At 33.5% G+C, this 22,620-nt stretch carries 16 protein-coding genes; 10 read left to right on the top strand and 6 right to left on the bottom strand.

Annotated features, from left to right (window positions below):
- Window positions 1-130 precede the first annotated feature (130 nt).
- The 3 genes from BD847_RS10520 (at window position 131) to BD847_RS10530 (ending at window position 3,179) form a co-directional block, all read left to right on the top strand.
- Complete coding sequence (locus BD847_RS10520) at window positions 131-715, top strand: outer membrane beta-barrel protein (protein WP_115888208.1); 585 nt, start codon at window positions 131-133, stop codon at window positions 713-715.
- Window positions 716-914: 199 nt separating this feature from the next.
- Window positions 915-1,502 carry an outer membrane beta-barrel protein gene (locus BD847_RS10525; RefSeq protein WP_167443846.1) on the top strand — a complete coding sequence of 196 codons (588 nt, stop codon included), beginning with the start codon at window positions 915-917 and terminating at the stop codon, window positions 1,500-1,502.
- A 333-nt stretch (window positions 1,503-1,835) separates the two neighbouring features.
- The gene (locus BD847_RS10530; RefSeq protein ID WP_115888209.1) at window positions 1,836-3,179 is read left to right on the top strand and encodes a deoxyguanosinetriphosphate triphosphohydrolase; all 1,344 of its coding nucleotides are present in this window, start codon (window positions 1,836-1,838) and stop codon (window positions 3,177-3,179) included.
- Between the two features lie 10 nt (window positions 3,180-3,189).
- On the opposite strand, the gene BD847_RS10535 is transcribed toward BD847_RS10530, so the two are convergent.
- On the bottom strand, window positions 3,190-4,191 hold the full coding sequence (locus tag BD847_RS10535; protein ID WP_115888210.1) for a DUF3078 domain-containing protein: 1,002 nt from the start codon (window positions 4,189-4,191) through the stop codon (window positions 3,190-3,192).
- Between the two features lie 35 nt (window positions 4,192-4,226).
- Window positions 4,227-6,014, bottom strand: coding sequence for a 1-deoxy-D-xylulose-5-phosphate synthase (locus BD847_RS10540; RefSeq protein ID WP_115888211.1), 1,788 nt, complete (start codon window positions 6,012-6,014; stop codon window positions 4,227-4,229).
- 296 nt (window positions 6,015-6,310) lie between these two features.
- Here BD847_RS10540 and BD847_RS10545 point away from each other — a divergent pair, with 296 nt between their 5' ends.
- On the top strand, window positions 6,311-6,754 hold the full coding sequence (locus tag BD847_RS10545) for a nucleoside deaminase (protein WP_115888363.1): 444 nt from the start codon (window positions 6,311-6,313) through the stop codon (window positions 6,752-6,754).
- Here BD847_RS10545 and BD847_RS10550 read toward each other — a convergent pair whose 3' ends face one another.
- On the bottom strand, window positions 6,755-7,288 hold the full coding sequence (locus tag BD847_RS10550) for a hypothetical protein (protein ID WP_115888212.1): 534 nt from the start codon (window positions 7,286-7,288) through the stop codon (window positions 6,755-6,757).
- A 215-nt stretch (window positions 7,289-7,503) separates the two neighbouring features.
- Here BD847_RS10550 and BD847_RS10555 point away from each other — a divergent pair, with 215 nt between their 5' ends.
- Window positions 7,504-13,182: an alpha-2-macroglobulin family protein gene (locus BD847_RS10555; RefSeq protein WP_115888213.1), complete on the top strand. Its 5,679-nt coding sequence runs from the start codon at window positions 7,504-7,506 to the stop codon at window positions 13,180-13,182.
- A 219-nt stretch (window positions 13,183-13,401) separates the two neighbouring features.
- The gene (gene pbpC, locus BD847_RS10560) at window positions 13,402-15,777 is read left to right on the top strand and encodes a penicillin-binding protein 1C (RefSeq protein ID WP_115888214.1); all 2,376 of its coding nucleotides are present in this window, start codon (window positions 13,402-13,404) and stop codon (window positions 15,775-15,777) included.
- Window positions 15,778-15,891: 114 nt separating this feature from the next.
- On the opposite strand, the gene BD847_RS10565 is transcribed toward pbpC, so the two are convergent.
- A complete protein-coding gene (locus BD847_RS10565; RefSeq protein WP_035645529.1) occupies window positions 15,892-17,436 on the bottom strand; it encodes an Rne/Rng family ribonuclease in 1,545 nt (514 codons plus the stop codon).
- 411 nt (window positions 17,437-17,847) lie between these two features.
- Window positions 17,848-18,138 carry an HU family DNA-binding protein gene (locus tag BD847_RS10570; protein ID WP_007805026.1) on the bottom strand — a complete coding sequence of 97 codons (291 nt, stop codon included), beginning with the start codon at window positions 18,136-18,138 and terminating at the stop codon, window positions 17,848-17,850.
- Between the two features lie 140 nt (window positions 18,139-18,278).
- On the opposite strand from BD847_RS10570, the gene mutY reads away from it, so the two are divergent.
- The 4 genes from mutY to gldD are packed head-to-tail and all read left to right on the top strand — an operon-like array spanning window position 18,279 to window position 21,683.
- Window positions 18,279-19,325 (top strand): A/G-specific adenine glycosylase, encoded by a 1,047-nt coding sequence (mutY, locus tag BD847_RS10575; protein ID WP_115888215.1) that lies wholly within the window; start codon window positions 18,279-18,281, stop codon window positions 19,323-19,325.
- A 36-nt stretch (window positions 19,326-19,361) separates the two neighbouring features.
- Window positions 19,362-19,802 carry a single-stranded DNA-binding protein gene (locus BD847_RS10580; protein WP_115888216.1) on the top strand — a complete coding sequence of 147 codons (441 nt, stop codon included), beginning with the start codon at window positions 19,362-19,364 and terminating at the stop codon, window positions 19,800-19,802.
- Between the two features lie 23 nt (window positions 19,803-19,825).
- The gene (locus tag BD847_RS10585; RefSeq protein ID WP_115888217.1) at window positions 19,826-21,121 is read left to right on the top strand and encodes a gliding motility-associated protein GldE; all 1,296 of its coding nucleotides are present in this window, start codon (window positions 19,826-19,828) and stop codon (window positions 21,119-21,121) included.
- 1 nt (window position 21,122) lies between these two features.
- A complete protein-coding gene (gene gldD / locus BD847_RS10590; protein ID WP_115888218.1) occupies window positions 21,123-21,683 on the top strand; it encodes a gliding motility lipoprotein GldD in 561 nt (186 codons plus the stop codon).
- A 548-nt stretch (window positions 21,684-22,231) separates the two neighbouring features.
- On the opposite strand, the gene BD847_RS10600 is transcribed toward gldD, so the two are convergent.
- Window positions 22,232-22,609, bottom strand: a complete 378-nt coding sequence (locus BD847_RS10600) for a heavy-metal-associated domain-containing protein (RefSeq protein ID WP_115888220.1) — start codon at window positions 22,607-22,609, stop codon at window positions 22,232-22,234.
- Between the last annotated feature and the right edge of the window lie 11 nt (window positions 22,610-22,620).

Here is a 22,620-nt window from a genome sequence, read left to right on the forward strand (position 1 = left end):
ACAAAAGTAACGAGAAATAGTTTCGATTACTACAAATTGTTTTCTAAAAGTAATTATAAAAAAATCGGTTAACCCGCCATTCACGGCACTGTTGTTGTTAAAGGAAACTTAAATTTAAAAAAAATCCCAAATGAAAAAAATTTTAGTGATGGCTGCTTTAGCTATCTGCAGTTTTGCAAATGCACAAAAAGGTACAATTTTAGTAGGTGGAAACATCGGTTATACTTCTGAAAAATCAGAGTATAGATTTGATGAAGAGAAAGTAAATACTTTTACTTTTTCTCCAAAAGTTGGTTACCAATTTAATAACAACTGGACTGTTGGAGGAGAATTCGCAGTTAGTTCATCAGATGTTGACAATTTCGATATTAAACGTAAAGACAATAACTTCAGATTTGGGGGATTTGTTCGTTATTCTGTGCCATTAAACCAGACTTTTTCTGTTTTTGCTGATATGGGAGCAGGTTTCCAAAGTGAAAAAAATAAGATTTATGATGACAACGGAAACGGTTACATAAAATACAAAGGTGACGGTATGTATGTTGGTATTACTCCGGCGCTTTTTATTAACATGAAAAAAGGTTTTGGTTTAAACTTCAGTATTGGTGGTTTAGGATACGAAACATTAAGCTACGATAATAATGGTCCGGATGTGAGCAAATTCTACTTTAACTTCGGTCAGACTTTTAATATCGGAGTTTCTAAAAACTTCTAGTCTTTAGTTCATATATTCAATTTCAGAAAGCATCCGCCGCGGCGGATGCTTTTTTATTTTTAGTAAGAATTATGTTAAAAACAGTTTTAATTATTTTTTAAATAACTGTTAGTCAGTTTGTTTTGGGCTTTGTTTAGAATGGTTAAAAATAACGGCATTATTGTTGTTAAATACTTACAAAATTTAAATACATATAATTATGAAAAAAATGCTACTTATTGCGATGTTAGCTGCTTTTAGTGCAATACACGCCCAAAAAGGATCTGTTTTAGTTATGGGAAATATTGAATATAATTCTCAAAGTGGATCGACTGTAAATTCAGAAACTAAATCTAATTCTTTTATTTTTTCGCCAAAAGTTGGATTCCAATTTCATGAAAACTGGACAGCGGGTATTGAAGGAGGAATTGGAATATCAAAAACGGAATTAACTACTAATGAATATTCTAAATCTAAATCAAATATTTATTCATTAGGAGGTTTTTTGCGTTATTCTAAACCTTTAAATCAAACTTTTTCCGCCTATGTAGATTTAGGGTCAGGTTTTACAAATCAGAAAAACACGAGTGTTAATAGTGTTAATTCATCAGATAATACAGCCAATGGATTTTATGTTGGTCTTACTCCCGCAATCTTTATTAATGTTAATAAAGGATTTGGTTTGAACTTTAATATAGGAGGTTTAAGTTATAACAATTATAATTATGAAGATGGAGTAAATGTTGTGAAAAGTTTTAATTTTAATTTTGGAAAAGCATTTTCAGTAGGTATTTCAAAGCATTTTTAATTTAAGAAATTGAATATAGTTAAAAAGCATCCGCAAAAGTGGATGCTTTTTTTAATTAAAATGTTTTTTGAAAACTAAAACTTGTCGTTTAGCCCCGATAGAAGCGGCATCCTTTTGTGGCGGTATTCGCCATAAAAGATACAGCGGATAGCAGGACGAGAGTTCTTTTGAAAAGAAAAATCTTCTGCTCCTCAAAAAAAAATAATGTCAACCTAATGAAGTTTTAAAGCGAAAGAAAATCCTAAAATAAAATGTATTTTTGAAGTTTTAAACCTAGATTTAGATCATCAATCTAAAATCTAAAATCAACAATCTGAAATCTAAAATTCAAAAATGAACTGGGAACAACTTTTATCTCTTAAAAAGCAAGGCGACACAAGCAAAAGGTTACGTATAGAACAAGATGATACACGTTTGGGTTTTGAGGTCGATTATGATCGAATTATCTTTTCGGCGGCGTTTCGTTCTTTGCAGGATAAAACACAGGTAATTCCGCTTTCTAAAACCGATTTCGTACATACGCGATTAACGCACAGTTTAGAAGTTTCGGTTGTTGGCCGTTCTTTAGGTCGTTTGGTTGGGAAAAAAATTATAGAAAAATATCCTTATTTAAAAGAAGTTCACGGTTATCATATGAATGATTTCGGTGCTATTGTAGCTGCGGCTTCATTAGCGCACGATATCGGAAATCCGCCTTTTGGACATTCAGGAGAAAAAGCAATTGGCGAATATTTTTCTATCGGAAATGGACAGAAATTTAGAAATCAATTAACAGATAAACAATGGCAGGATTTAATTGATTTTGAGGGAAATGCTAATGGATTTTCGGTGTTGACAGCAAGTCGTCCCGGGATTGAAGGCGGACTCAGAATTTCATACGCTACATTGGGCGCTTTCATGAAATATCCAAAAGAGAGTCTTCCAAAAAAACCAACGAATGCTATTTCGGATAAAAAATATGGTTTCTTCCAAACAGATAAATTGTTTTTTGAAGAAGTAGCTAAAGATATGGGAATGATTTCTAAATCTGACGATAATATTGCTTTTGAAAGACATCCTTTGGCTTATTTAGTTGAAGCTGCAGATGATATTTGTTATACGATTATCGATTTTGAAGACGGAATAAATCTTGGTTTGGTTTCTGAAGATTATGCTTTAGAATATTTAATCAAATTGGTAAAAGATAATATTGGTGTCGAAAAATATAAAACTTTAGAGACCAAAGAAGATAGAATCAGTTATTTGAGAGCATTGGCAATTGGTGCTTTGATAAATGATGCTGTTGATGTTTTTATTGAAAACGAAGAAGCGATTCTTGCTGGAAATTTTCCGTATGCTTTAACAGATAAAAGCAAGTACAAAGCGCAAATGAATGATATTATCAAATTAAGTGTTGAGAAAATCTATCAGAGCCGCGAAGTAATCGAGAAAGAAATTGTAGGTTATCAGATTATCCAGACTTTATTGGATAAATTTATAAATGCTTTCAATAACAAATATGAAGGTACAGCTTCTAATTATGATAAATTGCTTTTGAAAATGCTGCCTGAAAAACACCATTTAGAAAAAACCAATTTATACGAACGTTTGCTTCATATTTGTCACTACGTTTCCTTATTAACGGATGGAAATGCATTGGAATTATTTGACACAATTAACGGCCGAAAGACCAATTAATCGACTTTATTTATTGAAAAGCATAAACAAGTCCAACTCCTAAAACCTGTCTCAACTGCATTCTAGGTCCGTCGTTTACTTGTGATGTCGCTCCTGTTGTAGGATCAACTACATCTTTCTTGGTTTTAATATCGTCGTCATAAACTAAATGCACTCCAATATTTGCTTTTACATAAGCATTTACAACTAGATCAAGACGCGTATCGTAATCAATATCGACGTTTCCAAATTTGTTTAGGTAATCTGTATATAAACTTAGACGATTTTCGTAGAAGACATTTTTGTAAATTTCACTTTTCATGTATGCTGTAAAAAGTATACCAAATTCGGCTTTTACTTTCTGTCCTTCTTCAACCAATATTTGAGCGTCAGGATTGTTAGGATCAGTTACATAGACAGCTTTCTTAACCCCAAAAGCACCTTGATTTGCCAGATCTTGGTCTAAAACCAACGTAGTTTTCAATGTAATAGGAGAGAAGTAAAATGTTCTGTTTCTGTTTTTGTTTGAGTTCTCTGCTCCGGCTCCAAGGAAAATATATGCCGGTGCAAAAGGTTTGGAGATTGCAATGTCTCTATTTGGGTAATTGTAACCGTTTGTAAACTGAGTATTGAAATTATATTTTGCAGAATAGTACCAATTTGAAACTGTATCTTTTCTAAAACCATAAGTAGAGTTTAGCATTACCGCATCATCGGTTTTACGAAGTTCAATTCCGTCTTGCTTGTTTAAACCATATTTGACAATAAGTTCATTAACCCATTTATGATTTCCTTTTTGATAGGTTCTGTTAAACTCACCTTTAAACAATCCTGAAATAGAACTTGTTCCCCCCGCGCTCCAGTTTACAAAAGCAATTTCTGAGATATCAAATCCAAGCTGGTTTTTTTTTGCCCAGTTTGATGGAAGTGCCGGTAATTGATTTGGATTTAGGGTCGTTTGGATTATTTGCGCAAAATTATGAGATGTACACAATAAAAACAAAAGCAAAAAAGCAGAACGTAATAATTTCATTAGGTCAATTTTAGTTTTTTGGAGTTGCAAAATAATTATTTTGAACCGTTAGAAAAAAGATTTATTAAACTTTTAACGTCAATTTTACATAAATGTTGTAGCTCAGATACGCTTCCATGCTCAATAAATTCGTCTGGAATGCCTAAAATTTCAACCTTATTTTTAAAATTATTTGCAGCAGCATATTCTAAAACGGCACTTCCAAAACCGCCGTTTTTTACTCCATCTTCGATTGTAATAATGTTTTCAAATGTTGAAAAAATATTATGTAAAGCATTGATATCTAAAGGCTTAATAAAACTAAAGCTGTAATGTGCAAAAGCACCAGAATTACTGCATTCTTTTAAAGCTTCAATTATATTATTTCCAATTGTTCCGGTCGAAAGCACAGCAACTTTCGTACCAGCTTTTAGATATTTTGCCGGACCAATTTCAATTTTTTCATAATGTCTGAAATTTTCTACTTCCCAATTTGGCAAAACACCTCTGCCACGTGGATATCGTATAGCGATTGGATGATCTAGCCCTAATTGTGCCGTATATAAAATATTTTGAAGTTCGATTTCATTAATAGGAGCATAGATAATCATATTCGGAATTGCTCTTAGATAAGCAATATCAAAAACACCATGATGAGTGGCTCCGTCTTCACCAACCAAACCAGCTCGGTCGAGGCAAAAAATAACCGGTAAATTTTGCAATGCGACATCGTGAATTACCTGATCGTAGGCACGCTGTAAAAAAGTCGAATAAATATTGCAATAAACAATCATGCCTTGAGTCGCCATTCCGGCTGCAAGTGTTACGGCATGTTGTTCTGCAATTCCAACATCAAAAGCACGTTCCGGCAATTCGTCCATCATAAATTTTAAAGAACTTCCTGATGGCATCGCTGGTGTAATTCCAATAACTTTTTCATTCTTTTTGGCCAAATCTAAAATGGTCAAGCCAAAGACATCCTGATATTTTGGTGGAAGATTTTCTTCTGATTTTATATGAATCTCTCCGGTCGAAGCGTCAAATTTTCCAGGCGCATGATATTTGACTTGATTTTCTTCAGCTTGCTGTAAACCTTTTCCTTTTGTCGTTACAATATGAAGGAATTTTGGGCCTTTGATTTTTTTTAAACGATTGAGTTCGGTTATCAAAGTTGGGAGATCATTACCGTCAATTGGTCCGGAATAATCAAAATTCAAAGATTTGATCATGTTATTTTTCTTTGGATTTTTCCCTTCTTTTACTGCGGTAAGATATTTTTTGAGTGCACCAACGCTCGGATCAATTCCAATTGAATTATCATTTAAAATAACCAATAAATTGGCATCTGTAACTCCAGCATGATTTAAACCTTCAAATGCCATTCCAGATGCGATTGAAGCGTCGCCAATAACTGCAATGTGTTGTTTTTCAAAATCACCTTTTAAATTTGAAGCAATTGCCATTCCCAACGCTGCAGAAATAGAAGTTGAAGAGTGCCCGACGCCAAAAGTATCATAAATACTTTCGCTTCTTTTTGGAAAACCCGAAATACCATGCAACTGCCTGTTTGTGTCGAAACTTTCTCTTCTTTCAGTTAAAATTTTGTGTCCATAAGCCTGATGGCCGACATCCCAAACTAATAAATCTTCAGGTGTGTTGAAAACGTAATGCAAAGCAATTGTAAGTTCTACAACGCCTAAACTGGCGCCCAAATGTCCTTCTTTTACAGAAACAACATCAATAATAAATTGACGCAATTCCTGTGAAACCTCAGTAAGTTGTTCTTCTTTTAAAAGACGTAAATCGGCAGGATTGTATATGTTTGAAAGTAAATTGCTTTTCATTGTAAGGTAAAAAGCAAATTTACGGTTTTAAATTTAAATTAAGGAAAGAGAAATTTTAAGAATGTCTTTTCTATTGCAATTGGCGTGCTATATTTTATGGATGTTTTTTTGAAAATTTAGAATTTAAATATAATGGCAAAGAGTATTAAAATTTTGGTTTAATGTTTTTTGATGATTTTAAATAAAAAAAAGGAGCAATTATATTTGATAATCGCCTCAAATAAAACCTTTTTTTGAGGCGATTAATTTTATTAATGTTTAAAAGGAAATCATTTCAAAACCTTATTTTTGCAACTATGATAAATCCTTTCACCGACGAATACTTCATGAAAAAAGCTTTGCAGGAAGCTGAAATGGCTTATGAAAAAGGCGAAATTCCTGTTGGTGCTATAATTGTTGTGGCCGATAAAGTAATTGCAAGAAGTCATAACTTAACGGAATTGCTTAATGATGTTACAGCTCATGCCGAAATGCAATCTATAACCGCTGCAGCAAACTTTCTAGGAGGAAAATATTTGAAGGATTGTACACTTTATGTAACACTTGAACCTTGTCAAATGTGTGCTGGTGCGCTTTATTGGAGTCAAATTTCAAAAATTGTGTTTGGTGCACGCGATGAACAACGTGGTTTTATCACAATGGGAACAAAATTACATCCTAAAACTACAGTTGTTTCTGGTGTAATGGCAAACGAAGCTGCAGATTTAATGAAACGTTTTTTTCTTGAAAGACGTAAATAGTTAGAATAAATACCCTCCTGTGTAAACACATATAAAAAGCATAAAGCAGTTGAAACAGACAATATTATAGAAAGTGTTTTCAGAAAAGCCTTTTTTCGAAAGCATTATTTTTATACTTATTCCCAGTGAAAAAAGTAGAATTAGACAGATGTAGAATTGAATTCCATCAATACTTAAACCACTAGAAAGAGTATAGCGATGATTTTTTGTCTTAGATTTTACGTTTTTTACAGAATTAAATAATAAAGAAGTTTCAATTACAATAGTATTTTCGTCAATGAATTCTTTTGTTGTAGAAAAAGTAAATCCTTTTTGCGTAAAAAAATGATAAGAAACTTTCTCTTTGGATTTCCCTGAAGTTCGAATTGCATAATGAGTAATTACATCATTCGTTCTCGAAGCAGGTAATGCATAATAATCTGCAAAAGCAATTAGAACAAAAAATGCTATTGCGCTCAAAAGATATATAATTACATTTTTGTTTTTTAAAATAAATTCATTCTCGAAGGAATATTGGTTTGAATTGGCTGGCATTCTTACTTGAATTTAAAAATGTGAATATAATATTTTAGCAATTTGTTTTCTGCAAAACTTCAACAAAAGTTAAATAAAAAAATCAAAGAATTTTCTTCTTAAATAAATCGAAAAATACCTTACTTTTATCGTAATTTAATTTGTGTTTTGTTGCTATAACTTTTAGCAGTAAATCATATTATTTTTATTTGTTAACCAATTAACTCTAAATAAAAGTGAAAGTAAAAGGTTTAGTTCTCGTATTTTGTGTGTTTTTTATTTTTCAATCCTGCGGACGTAAATCGGCTGCCGATTTTAATTCAGATTTTTCATTATTTAAAGATTATATCACCAGTTTTACTGGCGGAATTGTTTCTTCGGATTCTGATATTCGCGTGGTTTTGGCCTTTGATAAAAATGATTGGAAGCCCAATCAGGAATTAGATAGCGATTTGTTTGATATTTCGCCAAGTGTAAGCGGAAAAGTCGTGGCACTTTCTACAAATACTTTGGCTTTTATTCCAGAGAAAAAATTAAAGCCGGGAACAGAATATCAGGTTACTTTAAACTTAGATAAACTGACAGCAATTCCGAAAGAGAAAGAAGCAGAGCTTTCTAAATTTAATTTTACAGTTAAAACGGTAAAACAAGATTTTACTATAAATACGGCTGATATTCAATCGTACAGTAAAGAATATCAATATTTAAACTGTGTTCTAAAAACGGCAGATAATATTGATATAGAAACTGCTAAAAAATTAGTTGAAGCGAAACACAACGGAAATGATCTTAAGATTAAGTTTGATAAAAATCCAGCTTCTGGCAAAGAATTTCATTTTATAATTGATAGTATTCAGCGTCAGTCAGAAGCAACAAATCTGGAAATTATTTATGATGGAAACGATTTTGATATCGAACAAAAAGGACAAATCGATTTCCCGATTACCAGTATAAACGAATTTAAAGTTGTAAAAGTTGAAGTTCCCGATGGAAACAATCAATCGGTTTTGATTAATTTTTCAGAACCTTTAGAAAAAGCTCAGGATTTTGCCGGATTGGTTTCAATTCAGAATACTAATAATCTTAAATTTTCAACTCAAGGGAATTTATTAAAAGTATATTTTACGAATCAAAATGCGGCTAAAAAAGGAGAATCAACACCAGCGGTAGTTGAAGAACCTGTTGCAATGGTCGTTGATACGGCTGCAGTTGTGGTCGATTCATCAGCTGTTGCTGTTGATACGGCTTCCGTAGAAAACATAGTAGAAGTTGTTCCTGATGAAGAACCGGAACAAGTTATAACCGGGGAATTATTATTAGAAATATTTCAGGGAATTGAAAGTCAGTATGGTAAAAAACTAGAATCAAATTACTCAGAAAAAATCTCTTTTGACCAAATAAAACCAAATGTTCGTTTCATTAAAAACGGAACCATTTTACCGAGTTCAAATAATTTAAAATTAAATTTTGAAGCCGTAAACTTGAGTGCAGTAGATATAAAAGTCTATAAAATTTACAAAAACAATATTCTGCAGTTTCTTCAATATAATGAATTAAACGGCGGTCAGAATCTCAAGAAAGTCGCACAGCCAATTGCAAAAACGACACTGAATTTGAAAGAAAGTACGCTTGTAAATCCAACAAAATGGAATACGTATGCTTTAGATTTATCTAAAATTATTAAACCAGAACCTGGAGCGATTTACAGAGTTGAATTTGAATATAAAAAGAAATATTCACTTTATAAATGTGAAACGTCAGATGGAAATGACGAAGAAACTGAAGAAGAAGAAGTTGATGAAAATGATGTAAACTACAGCGGAAACTCTTACGATGATTATTATTACGATGATTATGAATGGAGAGAAAGTCAGGATCCTTGTTCAGGTTCGTATTATTATAATGCTAAAATTGCGACCAATATTTTAGCCACAGATTTAGGAGTTATTGCCAAAAGAGGAGAAAATAAATCGTATTTATTTGCGGTAAACAATATTGTTACAACAGAACCGGTTTCGAATGCGAGAGTAGATTTGTATAATTTCCAACAACAGAAATTAGCTACTCAAGCTACAAGTAGTGAAGGAATTGCTTCTTTCCAATTAGACAAGTTTGCCTATTTTGCAATCGTGACTTTGGGAGATCAGTCAACATATGTAAAACTAGATGACGGACTGTCTTTATCAGTAAGTAATTTTGATGTTGCCGGTGAAACTTTGCAAAAAGGTTTGAAAGGATTTATTTATGGAGAAAGAGGCGTTTGGCGTCCGGGAGATAATTTGTATTTGTCATTTATTTTGAATGATATGGCAAATAAATTGCCAAAATCACATCCAATTAAATTCAGATTGAATGATCCGAATGGAAAAACGGTTTATCAAGCGGTCCAAAAGACTAATGATTTGAATCATTATGCTTTTACAGTGCCAACCAATTCAGATGCTCCAACAGGAAACTGGGAAGCAATGGTAAGTGTTGGAGGTGCAAAATTTTATAAGAGTATAAAGATTGAAACAATTAAGCCTAATCGTTTAAAAATCAAAAATACATTTAGCAGAAAAACACTTTCGTCATCTTATCCAAACACAGATAATTTGGAAGTAACATGGCTTCACGGTGCGATCGCTAAAAATTTGAATGTAGAAATGCAGGCTAAATTTTCTCAGCAAACTACAACTTTTAAAGGTTATGAGAAATTTACCTTTGATGATGTGGTACGACAATTTAGTACGGAAGAAATTAATGTATTCTCTGGAAAATTGAATGAAAACGGAAAAGCTTCAGTAAACATTCAGCCAAGATTGCAAGGTCAGGCACCTGGAATGTTGCGCGCTTCATTCATTACGAAAGTCTATGAAGAAGGAGGAGATTTTAGTACAGATGTTATGTCGACCACTTATTCTCCTTATAAAACATATGTTGGACTCAAAACACCTGAATTGAACAAGTACAATATGCTTGAAACGAGAGCAAATAATCGTTTTGAAGTAGTTACGGTTGATGAAAATGGCAGGCCAAAAGCAGTTAGAAATCTCGAAGTACGAATTTACAAAGTAGACTGGAGATGGTGGTGGGATTCGTCAAGTGATAATCTGTCAAATTATAATTCATCGAATGCAACAACGTCTTATAAATCATTAATGATTAATACAGATGCAAGCGGAAAAGGCAGTTTCCAATTTGCTTTAACTGATGAAGAATGGGGGCGTTATCTGATTCGTGTTGAAGATCCACAAGAAGGACACGCAACTTCTTTAACAGTGAATATTGATTGGCCAATTTGGTCGGGAAAAACGCGTAACAGAGACGCTTCTACAGCAAACATGTTAGTGTTTTCTACCGATAAAAAAAATTATGCTGTTGGAGAAAAAGCGCAAATTTCTTTCCCGTCAAGCGAAGGTGGACGAGCTTTAATTTCAATTGAAAACGGATCCAGAGTAGTAAAAACGATTTGGGCTGAAACCAAAAAAGGAGAAACAAAAGTTGAGGTTCCAATTACTGGAGAAATGGCGCCAAATGTCTATTTTAATATTACGTTATTACAACCTCACGCTTCTACTAAAAACGATTCGCCAATTCGTATGTACGGAATTGTTCCAATTGAAGTTGTGGATAAAAACACCATTTTGACGCCGACTCTTAATATGCTGGATGTTCTTAAACCTGAACAGGCTTTTACAGTAAAAGTAGGTGAAAAATCAGGTAAAGAAATGACCTATACTATCGCAGTTGTAGATGAAGGATTGTTGGATTTAACTCGCTTCAAAACGCCAAATGCCTGGGATAGTTTCTATGTTCGTGAAGCTTTGGGCGTAAAAACCTGGGACGTTTACGATGATGTAATTGGTGCTTATGGTGGAAAAATAAATCAGATTTTCAGTATTGGTGGAGATCAGGATTTAGGCGGCGGAAAAGCTAAAAAAGCCAATCGTTTTAAACCTGTTGTATTATACTATGGTCCGTTTAAATTAGGAAAAGGAGAAACGAAATCACATCAGTTGAAATTGCCAAAATACATTGGTTCAGTGCGAACGATGGTTGTAGCGGGAGATGCAAATACTAGTGCTTACGGAAGTGTTGAAAAAGCAACTCCGGTTAAGAGCCCGTTGATGGTTTTGGCATCGTTGCCAAGAAAGATTTCGCCTTCTGAAAAAGTAACACTTCCAGTTACTGTTTTTGCGACCGAAAGTAAAATCAAAAACGTTTCGATTCAGGTAAAAACCAGCAACGGATTGAAAGTGATGGGAAGTGCCGTTCAAAAACTAAGTTTCGCACAGCCAGATGAAAAAATGGCTTACTTTAATTTGGTTGTAGGCGCTGCAACTGGAATCGCAAAAGTTCAGGTAATTGCAACATCAGGAAATGAGAAATCAGTTTATGATGTAGAAATTGATATGACGAATCCAAATCCGGTTACAAGTATATTTACTGATGTTGTCTTAACGCCGAATAGCAGTAAGACACTTTCGTGGAAAACGTTTGGAATTGCGGGAAGTAATAAAGCAAGATTAGAAGTTTCATCAATGCCGTCAATGAATTTGAATGGAAGATTGCAATTCTTAATTCAGTATCCTCATGGATGCGTAGAGCAGACGACTTCATCTGTTTTTCCACAATTGTATTTGGGCGATGTGGCCGATATTGATAGTAAACGAAAAGATTTAATTCAGAAAAACATTGCAGCCGGAATTGCCAGATTGGGTAACTTCCAGTTATCAAATGGTGGAATGCCTTATTGGCAAGGAAATGCGATTGCAGATGATTGGGGAACTTCATACGCCGGGCATTTCTTAATTGAAGCGGAGAAAAAAGGATATGTATTGCCAATAAACTTCAAATCGAAATGGCTGTCGTACCAGCAGAAAGAAGCGAAACAATGGCGTTTTGAACCGAAATATGGAAATGATTTGGCACAGGCATATCGTTTATATACTTTAGCTTTAGCCGGAAATGCCGATTTATCAGCAATGAATAGATTACGTGAAACGAAAAATATTTCTAACGAAAGTAAACTTCGATTAGCTGCTGCATATGTTTTGGCTGGACAAAAATCGGCTGGACAAAGTTTGTTTTTAAAAACAAGTATTGACGGTGATTCGGATGGATATAATTATTACTATTATGGTTCAAGCGAAAGAAATAGAGCAATGGCTTTAGAAACAATGCTTCTTTTAGATCAGAAACAAAAAGCATTTGCAACGGCGACTAAATTAGCTAAAGAAATGTCGACGAACCAATGGATGAGTACGCAGACAACGGCATATTGCTTGTATGCAATGTCGAAATTTGCAGTAAGTAACGGTCCAAAAGGAATCAACATTCAGTTTAGTAAAAACGGAAAAAGCGAGACGATAAATACAGGAAAATCAGTTGCAGATCGTAGTTTGTCTGTTGCTTCTGGCGCAAACAGTATTACGTTGAAAAACAATAAAAACAATACGGTTTATGTTCGTGTATTGAACACGGGAATATTGCCAATAGGGCAAGAAAATGCAGTTCAAAGTGATGTAACGGCTTCAATTGTTTTCAAAAACAGAAAAGGAAGTGTAATCGATGTTTCAAAAATTAATCAGGGAACCGAGTTTGTTGCAGAAGTTACGATTAAAAATCAAAGAGGAGAAAGTGTTCAAAATGTAGCGTTATCGCAAATTCTTCCTTCTGGATTCGAAATTGTAAATACCCGTTTCACAGATTACGGAGATGCAGTAAACAACATTGCTGATTATATTGATATTCGTGATGACAGAACGAATTTCTATTTCGGAATGAAAGCCAGAGAAACTAAAGTTTTTAGAATATTGTTAAACGCATCATATTTAGGAAATTATTATTTACCTGGTTTACAATGTGAAGCAATGTATGATAATACATTCTTAGCCAGAACAAAAGGATTCTGGGTTGAGGTTGTGAAATAAAATTTATTAGCCACAGACATATGGATTAAAAAGGTTTTTAAAAATCTGTGATAATCAGTGTAATCTGTGGCTGAAAAAAGCTTTGTAAAAAGGTCTCCCGCAGATTTTGCAGATCAAGCAGATAAAAATAAAATCTGCCAATCTGCGGAATCTGCGAGTAAAAAAACTTAGCGAACTTTGCGAATAACTTAGCGTCTTTGCGGTTAAATAATTACTACGTTGAAAAATAAATTAAAAGCGTTTTTCCAACGCATCATAAACTGGATCAAAAGAAACAAAATAAAATCAGCAATTGCATTTATGCTCTTGCTGATTTACTATTTCTCAATACCTCGAACTTTATTCAAAGAGCCTTACTCCACAGTTATAGAAAGTAAAGAGGGAGAATTACTTGGAGCTAAAATAGCCCGAGACGGACAATGGCGTTTTCCTGCGCAGGACAGCGTTCCGGATAAATTCAAAAAGTGCATCGTTTATTTTGAAGACGAATATTTCTACAAACATCCAGGTTTCAATCCCGGAGCGATGATCAATGCTTTTAAACAAAATAAAAAAGCAGGAAAAGTAGTGAGAGGCGGAAGTACATTAACTCAACAAGTAATTCGATTATCACGAAAAGGAAAAAAGCGAACTTATTTTGAAAAAATTATAGAAATTATTCTAGCTACAAGGTTAGAATTAGGCTATTCCAAAGATGAAATTCTCGAAATGTACGCTGCGCACGCCCCATTTGGAGGGAATGTAGTGGGGTTAGAAATGGCTTCATGGCGTTATTTTGGAGTGCAATCCAATCAATTATCTTGGGCGGAAAATGCTGTTTTGGCCGTTTTGCCCAATGCACCAAGTTTAATTTATCCAGGAAAAAATCAAATTAAATTATTAAATAAACGAAACCGATTGCTATTGAAATTGCATCAGGAAGGAATAATTGATAAGCAGACATATGAACTTTCAATAGAAGAGCCTTTACCCCAAAAACCATACGATCTGCCTCAAATCGCACCGCATTTATTGCAGAGAGTGGCCAAAAATGAAGAAGGAACAAGAGTGAAAACCACGATTAATTATGCCTTGCAGAATAGAGTTAATCAAATTGCGAGATATTATTACAACCAATACAAGCAAAATGAAGTTCATAATCTCGCGATTCTGGTAATTGATGTTCAAAATAGAAACGTAATTAGTTATGTTGGGAATTCTCCTGCAGATGTTGATCATCAAAAAGATGTTGATATTATTGATGCGCCTAGAAGTACAGGAAGTATTTTAAAACCACTTTTATACAGCGCAATGCTCGATGATGGCGAATTGTTGCCGAATACCTTAGTTGCTGATATTCCCACGCAAATTTCAGGATATACGCCTCAGAACTTTAATTTAACTTTTGATGGAGCAGTTCCTGCACATCGTGCATTATCACGTTCTTTAAATATTCCTGCGGTTTTAATGCTTCAGGAATTTACAGTAAATAAATTTTATGAAGAATTGCAAAAGTTCAAATTGAAGAATATAAATAAAACACCGGATCATTACGGTTTATCGCTTATTCTAGGAGGAGCAGAAAGTAATTTATGGGATTTATGCAGAACGTATGCCAATCTTTCTTCAACAGTTAATTATTTCACTAAAAATAAAGGAAAATACAGAACCAACGAATTTACAGAACTCAATTATAAAACCGATTTTAAGCCTGATTTTGGCTCAGAAACTAATCAGAAGAATATTTTGGGTGCAGGATCAATTTGGTTAACGTACAACGCAATGGAAGAGGTTAATAGGCCTGAAGGAGATGAAGCTTGGAAGTTTTATGACAGTTCGTTGAAAATTGCTTGGAAAACCGGTACCAGTTTCGGAAATAGAGATGCGTGGGCCATCGGAACAAATTCAAGATATGTTGTTGGGATTTGGGTTGGAAATGCCACTGGAGAAGGACGGCCAACATTAACCGGAGTCACCAGCGCCGCACCAATTTTATTTGACGTTTTTAATTTATTGCCAAGACAAAGATGGTTTGATATACCTTATAAAGATTTAGCCGAAGTTGAGGTTTGTAGATTAAGCGGTTATTTGGCAAAGGACAATTGCCCAAAAATTAAACAATGGGTTTCTAAAAAAGGAAAATCAACAAAAGTTTGTCCTTATCACAGAACGATTCATTTAGATAAAACAGAACTGTTTCAAGTGAACAGCAGCTGCGAAAGTATCGAAAACATCGTAACGAAAAACTGGTTTGTACTACCTCCCGTTATGGCTTGGTATTACAAAAGTCAGCATATTGAATATTTACCTTTGCCACCGTTCAAAGACGGTTGTGAAGGAACTCAAGTCACTACAATGGATTTTATTTATCCAAAAACAAACAGTAAAATCTATTTGACAAAAGATTTCAATAGTAAAGTGCAGCCTGTAATTTTAAAAGTGGCCTATTCTGAAAGAGATAAAGAATTGTTTTGGTATGTTGATGACGTTTATAAAGCAACAACAAAAACTTTTCATGAATTGCCAATTACGCCAACAACAGGAACGCATTATGTTACGGTTGTAGATGCTTCTGGGAATGAAATTAGGCGTAAAATTGAAATAATTCGAGAATAATTTCATCAAGAATTACATTAATTTACACAAATTAATTCGTGTAAATTTGTGTAATTCGTGGCGAAAAAAAAGCCATAAAAAAACCGCCCCGATGCATCGGGGCGGTTTTGTTTTTTATTCTGAAATAACATTTCCTTTTTTATCATAGAAATGGTATTCTAAGTACGTGTAAGCGTCACGAGGTATGATTTTCACCCATTTCTTATGTTCAAAAAACCATTTTGAACGTAATGATGGAAAACCTTTACTGAGGTATGCAGCCACAAACGGATGTGTGTTTAGTACAACTTTATTGTGGGTTTTTAAAAGTCTTTCTAAATCAGAGGTGATCTTGTCAATTATTAATATTGGTGCTTCAATTTCACCGTTGACTTTATTAGGATCTTCTTCTCTAGTTTTAATGTTAACTTCTGGTCTTACGCGCTGTCTGGTAATTTGGACCAAACCAAATTTACTCGGCGGTAATATTTTATGCTTTGCTTTATCGTCGCTCATTTCTTCTCGCAAGAAGTCGAACAAAACTTTCCTGTTTTCAGGATTAGACATATCGATAAAATCAACAACTATAATTCCGCCCATATCTCGCAGACGCAATTGTCTGGCGATTTCAGCAGCAGCAATCATATTTACTTCCATGGCGGTATCTTCCTGGTTGGTTGCTTTGTTAGAACGGTTTCCGCTGTTTACGTCTATAACGTGCAGCGCTTCAGTATGTTCTATGATAAGATAAGCACCTTTACTCATGGAAACAGTTCTGCCAAAAGAAGTTTTGATTTGTCTCTCTATATTGTATTTCTCAAAAATCGGAGTGTCATTTGATTGATAAAACTTAACAATCGATTGTTTCGAAGGTGCAATTTCTTGCAGATATTCCTTCGTTTGATGGTACAACTCTTCATCATCTATTTGAATACCGCTGAAGGTATCATTAAATACATCTCTTAATATTGAAGAAGCTCTGTTAAGCTCTCCTAATACTTTTGATGGATGATGAGCAGTTGGTAATTTTTTACACATTGCAGACCATCTGCCAAGCAGGTTCTGCAAATCTTTTTCTAATTCGGCTACGTTTTTGCCTTCGGCTACTGTACGAACAATAACACCAAATCCTTTAGGTTTGATCGATAGAACAAGTTTTTTTAGACGATCCTTTTCTTTTTTGTCTTCTATTTTTTGAGAAATAGAAACACGATCAGAAAAAGGAACTAGAACGATAAATCTTCCGGCAAGAGAAAGCTCAGCACTTATTCTTGGGCCTTTGGTTGATATAGGTTCTTTAACTACCTGAACTAAGACAGATTGATTGGCACTTAAAATATCAGTAATGATGCCATCTTTGTCAATCTCTTTTTCAAACTGAAAGGTTTTTAGGGAGAAATCTTTTATTTTACCTGCGCTTACAAGTTTTATGAATTTCAGCTGAGAAGCTAGATTTGGACCTAGATCATGATAATGTAAAAAAGCATCTTTTTCGAAGCCTACGTTTACAAAAGCAGCATTTAGTCCAGCAACCGGTTTTCTGATTTTGGCAATAAAAATATCACCAACCTGAAAGTTGCTTTTTTCTTCTTCTTTGTGTAATTCAATTAGTTTTCCATCTTTTAATAAGGCAAAATCTACTGCTTCAGAACTAGATCTAATGATTAATTCTTTATTCACACTGTAAATTTTTATCCGTGAATTGGTTGTCGGTTGTCTGTTGATAGTTGCTGGTAAATAAAACCAAAAACCAAAAACCAAAAACCATCAACTTCTACAAGGATGGATTAAACAATATTTTTAACAGGTATTAACCCGGAGGGAAAAGTTAAATTTCAATTTTTAAATTCCAAATCCCAATTGAAATCGATGTTGATTTCTTAATTTTTGGATTTTGGATTTTCTTTTTTGGAATTTTTGAAATTTCCCAAATTTCAATGAACGTTTAAAAAGAAAAAAGTAGTTTAAAACTACTTTTTCTTTTTGTGGCGGTTAGCTCTCGCTCTTTTTTTACGTTTGTGAGTAGCTACCTTATGTCTCTTTCTTTTTTTACCACTTGGCATATCGTGTCGATTTTATGATTAATTAATATTATTTTGCTTCGTTGTTAGTTTTCACTCCTTCTACAAAAACTTTTGCAGGTTTAAACGCAGGAATATTGTGTGCTGGAATTTTAATTGTAGTGTTTTTAGAAATGTTTCTTCCAGTCTTTTCAGCTCTAGTTTTAACGATAAAACTACCAAAACCTCTTAGGTAAACATTGTCTCCAGTTTCCAATGAAGTTTTAACTTCTTCCATAAAAGTTTCTACTGTTGCTTGAACATCTCCTTTTTCAAGACCTAGTTTCTCTGAAATTTTCGCTACGATATCTGCTTTCGTCATTTTCTTTCCTATTTTATTTTATAAATGATGTACTATTTTTTTGAGTTTGCAAATATAGGAATTAAAAAAATAATTAATCAAGCTAAATCGTTAAATTTTAATTACATAAACATTTACTTTTGTTTTCTAAGTATTTTTAAATGGATTTTCATAACATATTGATAAATTGGTATTTACAGAACAAACGTGATTTGCCATGGCGAAAAACGGCCGATCCTTACCTAATTTGGCTCTCAGAAATTATGCTTCAGCAGACTCGTGTCGCTCAGGGAATGCCTTATTTTTTTGCTTTTACGAAGGAATTTCCTACCGTATTTGATTTGGCAAATGCCTCAGAAGAGCAAGTTTTGAAACTTTGGCAGGGTTTAGGGTACTATTCTCGTGCTCGAAATTTGCATAAAACAGCTCAATATGTGGCAAATGAGCTGAATGGTGTTTTTCCGGAAAATTATAAAAGCTTATTAAAATTAAAAGGAGTTGGAGAATACACTGCGGCGGCAATTGCTTCTTTCTCCTATAATGAAGCGGTTCCTGTAGTGGATGGAAATGTATTCAGAGTTCTTTCGCGTTATTTTGATATTGAATCTGATATTGCTTTACCGGCAACTAAAAAAGAGTTTGCGGAATTGGCTTCGGAATTGATGCCAAAAGACAATCCGGCACTATTCAATCAGGCAATTATGGAGTTTGGCGCTTTGCAATGTGTGCCTAAAAGTCCAAATTGTATGGTTTGTGATTTTAATGGAAGCTGCGCTGCATTGCAAAAAAAGAAAGTAGCTGATTTACCGGTAAAATTGAAAAAGACAAAAGTGACAAATCGTTTCTTTAATTATTTTGTTTTAGAAGATGTTTTAGGAAATACTCTAATTCAAAAAAGAACTGCCAAAGGTATTTGGCATAATTTATATGAATTTCCACTTTTGGAAACGGATGACATTGTGGGTTTTGAAGTGATTTCGAAAGCAGTTCAAAACAGTGTTTTTTCTTCTTATACTATTATAGGTATAGAAGAATGTGCAGAAAACACTGTTATTCATAAACTTTCGCATCAGCATCTTCATATACAGTTCTGGAAAGTAAAAATTAGTGAAAAAATAGAGAATGGTGTGAGTACCAGTGAGTTAAAAACTTTTCCTTTTCCAATTGTGATTTATAATTTTATTGAAAAGCAGGAAATAAATTGCTAAAAAAATGTATCTTTGGTAGAAATACCACAAAAAACTATGAACGGAACATTAAATAAGGTGATGCTAATAGGCCATTTGGGAGACGATGTAAAAATGCATTATTTTGATGGTGGAAATTGCATAGGACGTTTTCAGCTTGCTACAAACGAAGTTTATATTAATAAGACTACCAATGAAAAAATAACTTCAACGGAGTGGCATAATTTGGTTGTACGTAATAAAGCTGCCGAAATCTGTGAAAAATATTTGTCCAAAGGAGATAAAATATATGTTGAAGGACGTATAAAATCCCGTCAGTGGCAAGCAGAAGATGGTACAACAAAATATACAACAGAAATTCAGGTTACCGAGTTTACTTTCCTGACTACCAAAAAAGAAACCGGAAATCATAAACCAAATCAGGATCAGGAATCAGCAAAAAATACTACCTTTGATGCATCTAATGAAGGCTTGCCCATAAATGACTTGCCTTTTTGATTGTTTAACTAATCTCTTTTAATTTGGACCCAGAGCCCAGTTTACTTTTATCTACAACTTTAGACACCAATTTAATCATTGGTTTTGTCGGAATATTTATTTTACTTTTTTTATCAGCAATAGTTTCAGGAGCCGAAGTCGCTCTTTTTTCATTATCTCAAAAAGATTTAGATGAAGCTTTGCAGGAAAATCTCTCAAGAGGAAAAATTATCTCAAATCTTTTGGATAAACCCAAAAAATTGCTGGCAACGCTTTTGGTTGCTAATAATTTTCTGAATATCGGTGTTGTTATTTTGTTCTCATTTATCGGTCGGGATATTTTTTCTCATATAAGTTCGCCTGCTTTAAAATTCTTTTTAGAAGTAGTTTTAGTTACTTTTCTGATTTTATTATTTGCAGAAGTTTTACCTAAGGTTTATGCGAGCCGAAACAATTTGAAATTCGCAAAACGCATTGCTTATCCTATTGCTTTTTTGGATAAATTACTTTCGCCTATAAGTTTGCCGATGCGTAGCGTTACCTTATATTTGCAGCGTAAATTGGGAAAACAGAAGAATAGTTTTTCAATAAATCAAATTTCTCAGGCTTTAGAGCTAACTGATTCTGAAGGAACATCTACAGAGGAGCAGAAAATTCTCGAAGGAATTGTTTCTTTTGGAAATACTGATACGAAGCAAGTTATGAGTCCGAGGATTGATATTTTTGCTTTAGAAATTTCAGAGCCATTTGCTGCAATCTGTCCTAAAATTATCGAAAAAGGATTTTCCAGAATACCGGTTTACAAAGGCAATATTGATCAGATCGAAGGCGTTTTGTTTGTGAAAGACTTATTGCCTTACATTGATAAAGAAGAATTTGATTGGACTTCTTTAATGAGACCCGCGTTTTTTGTTCCTGAGAATAAGAAACTCGATAATTTATTGAAGGATTTTCAGAGTCTTAAAAGTCATTTGGCTATTGTAGTTGATGAATATGGTGGAACTTCTGGATTGGTTTCTTTAGAAGACGTGATTGAGGAAATAGTAGGGGATATCAGTGATGAGTTTGATGACGAAAATCTAAATTTCTCGCAAATTGATGAAAAGAATTTTCTTTTTGAAGGAAAAATTAATCTCAAAGACTTTTACAGAATTGTAGATGTTGATGAAGATGTTTTTGACGCCCGTAAAGGCGAAGCAGAAACATTGGCCGGATTTATTCTGGAAATTTTGGGTAATTTTCCGAAAAAAGACCAAAAAGTAGCTTTTGAAAACTGTGTTTTTACAATAGAAACAGTCGACAAAAAGCGTATAAAACAAATAAAAGTAACAATAGATTAAAATGTTAAAAAAGATAATTTCAATCGCAGTAATTTTATTAACACTGACTGTGGTGAGCTGTAAGGACGAGGTATTGCCAAAACCGGCAAGTTTTTTACGCTTAGATTATCCTGAAGCGAAATACGTTCATTTTGAAAACACCTGCCCATTTGTTTTTGATATGAATGAAGATGCTACAATTAAAGGCGAAAAAGAATGCGGATTTGCGATTACATATCCAAAAATGAAAGCCACAATTTATCTGACTTACAAACCCGTGCACGGCGATATTGAGAAATTACTAAAAGATGCTCAAAAATTGACATACGAACACGTAATTAAAGCTGACGATATTTTAGAACAACCATATTTAAACCCTGAAAAAAAAGTGTACGGAATGTTTTATCAAGTTAACGGAAACGCGGCTACAAACTCACAATTTTACGTTACAGACAGTACAAAGCACTTTATAACGGGTTCAGTTTATTTTTATGCTAAACCAAACTTTGATTCGGTTATGCCGGCTGCCAGTTATATCAAAAATGATATGCAACGGATTATGGAAACTTTGAAGTGGAAATAAAAAAAGAGAATCCAATTTGGATTCTTTTTTTATTATACATTCCTTTATTTTGGTTCGCAAGACGCTTATGTCAAGGGAGAGACTAAAGATGGAATAGTTTTATTATAGTGCTTTGCGGTAATATTGTATGATAATAAAAGTAAAGTTATTATAAAGCTAAACGGAACAGAAGGCCATATAGAAAATGACTTAAAAAATGGCGCTAACAAAAATATAGTTGATATCGAAAACATAATCCAAGTAAACAATTTTTTATTGATTATCGAGGATAAAATATTTTGAATTAATACTGCTTCAAAGAAAATAAGGATAACAAAAGGTAGTATTTTATCTGTTATTTGTCTTTCATTTTCTGAAACAAATTTTGCTTCTGCAAATTTCAGTAATTCTACAAAAATAAAATAAATCAAAGTTTGAATTAGAGTTAGTATGATTCCAAGAATGAAAACTCGTTTAAGCATAAATTTGAATTTTATATTTTCAAACAAATATAAATTAAAAAAGGCGTTCAAATTTGAACGCCTTTTTTTTAATACTCAATTTAGAATTTAAGATTTAAAATTCGAAACCTTATATGTTTTTCCATCACCAGTTTCCTGAACAACTTTAGTCAAAGATTCTGGATTTTGAACTGTTTTGTCAAAAGTTACTGTTGCAATTTTTTTATCAAAATCAACCGTTGCTTTTTCAACGCCGTCAAGATTTGATAATTCTTTTTCGATTGTTTTTGCACATCCCATTGCGCAAGTCATTCCTTCGATTTCGAAACTTGCTGTTTGTACATTTTCAGCAGCGATTGCTTTGTGCTCTTTAGCAGTGGTTTCTAAAGGTTTTATGTTAGCCAGATTTTTATCTTCTTCCTTTTTACAGCTAACGAATACTAAACTGGCAATGGCTAGCGATGCTATTATTTTTGTGAATTTCATTATATAAAAAT

Origin of the sequence: Flavobacterium cutihirudinis (assembly GCF_003385895.1) — a bacterium.
Taxonomy (GTDB): Bacteria; Bacteroidota; Bacteroidia; order Flavobacteriales; family Flavobacteriaceae; genus Flavobacterium; species Flavobacterium cutihirudinis.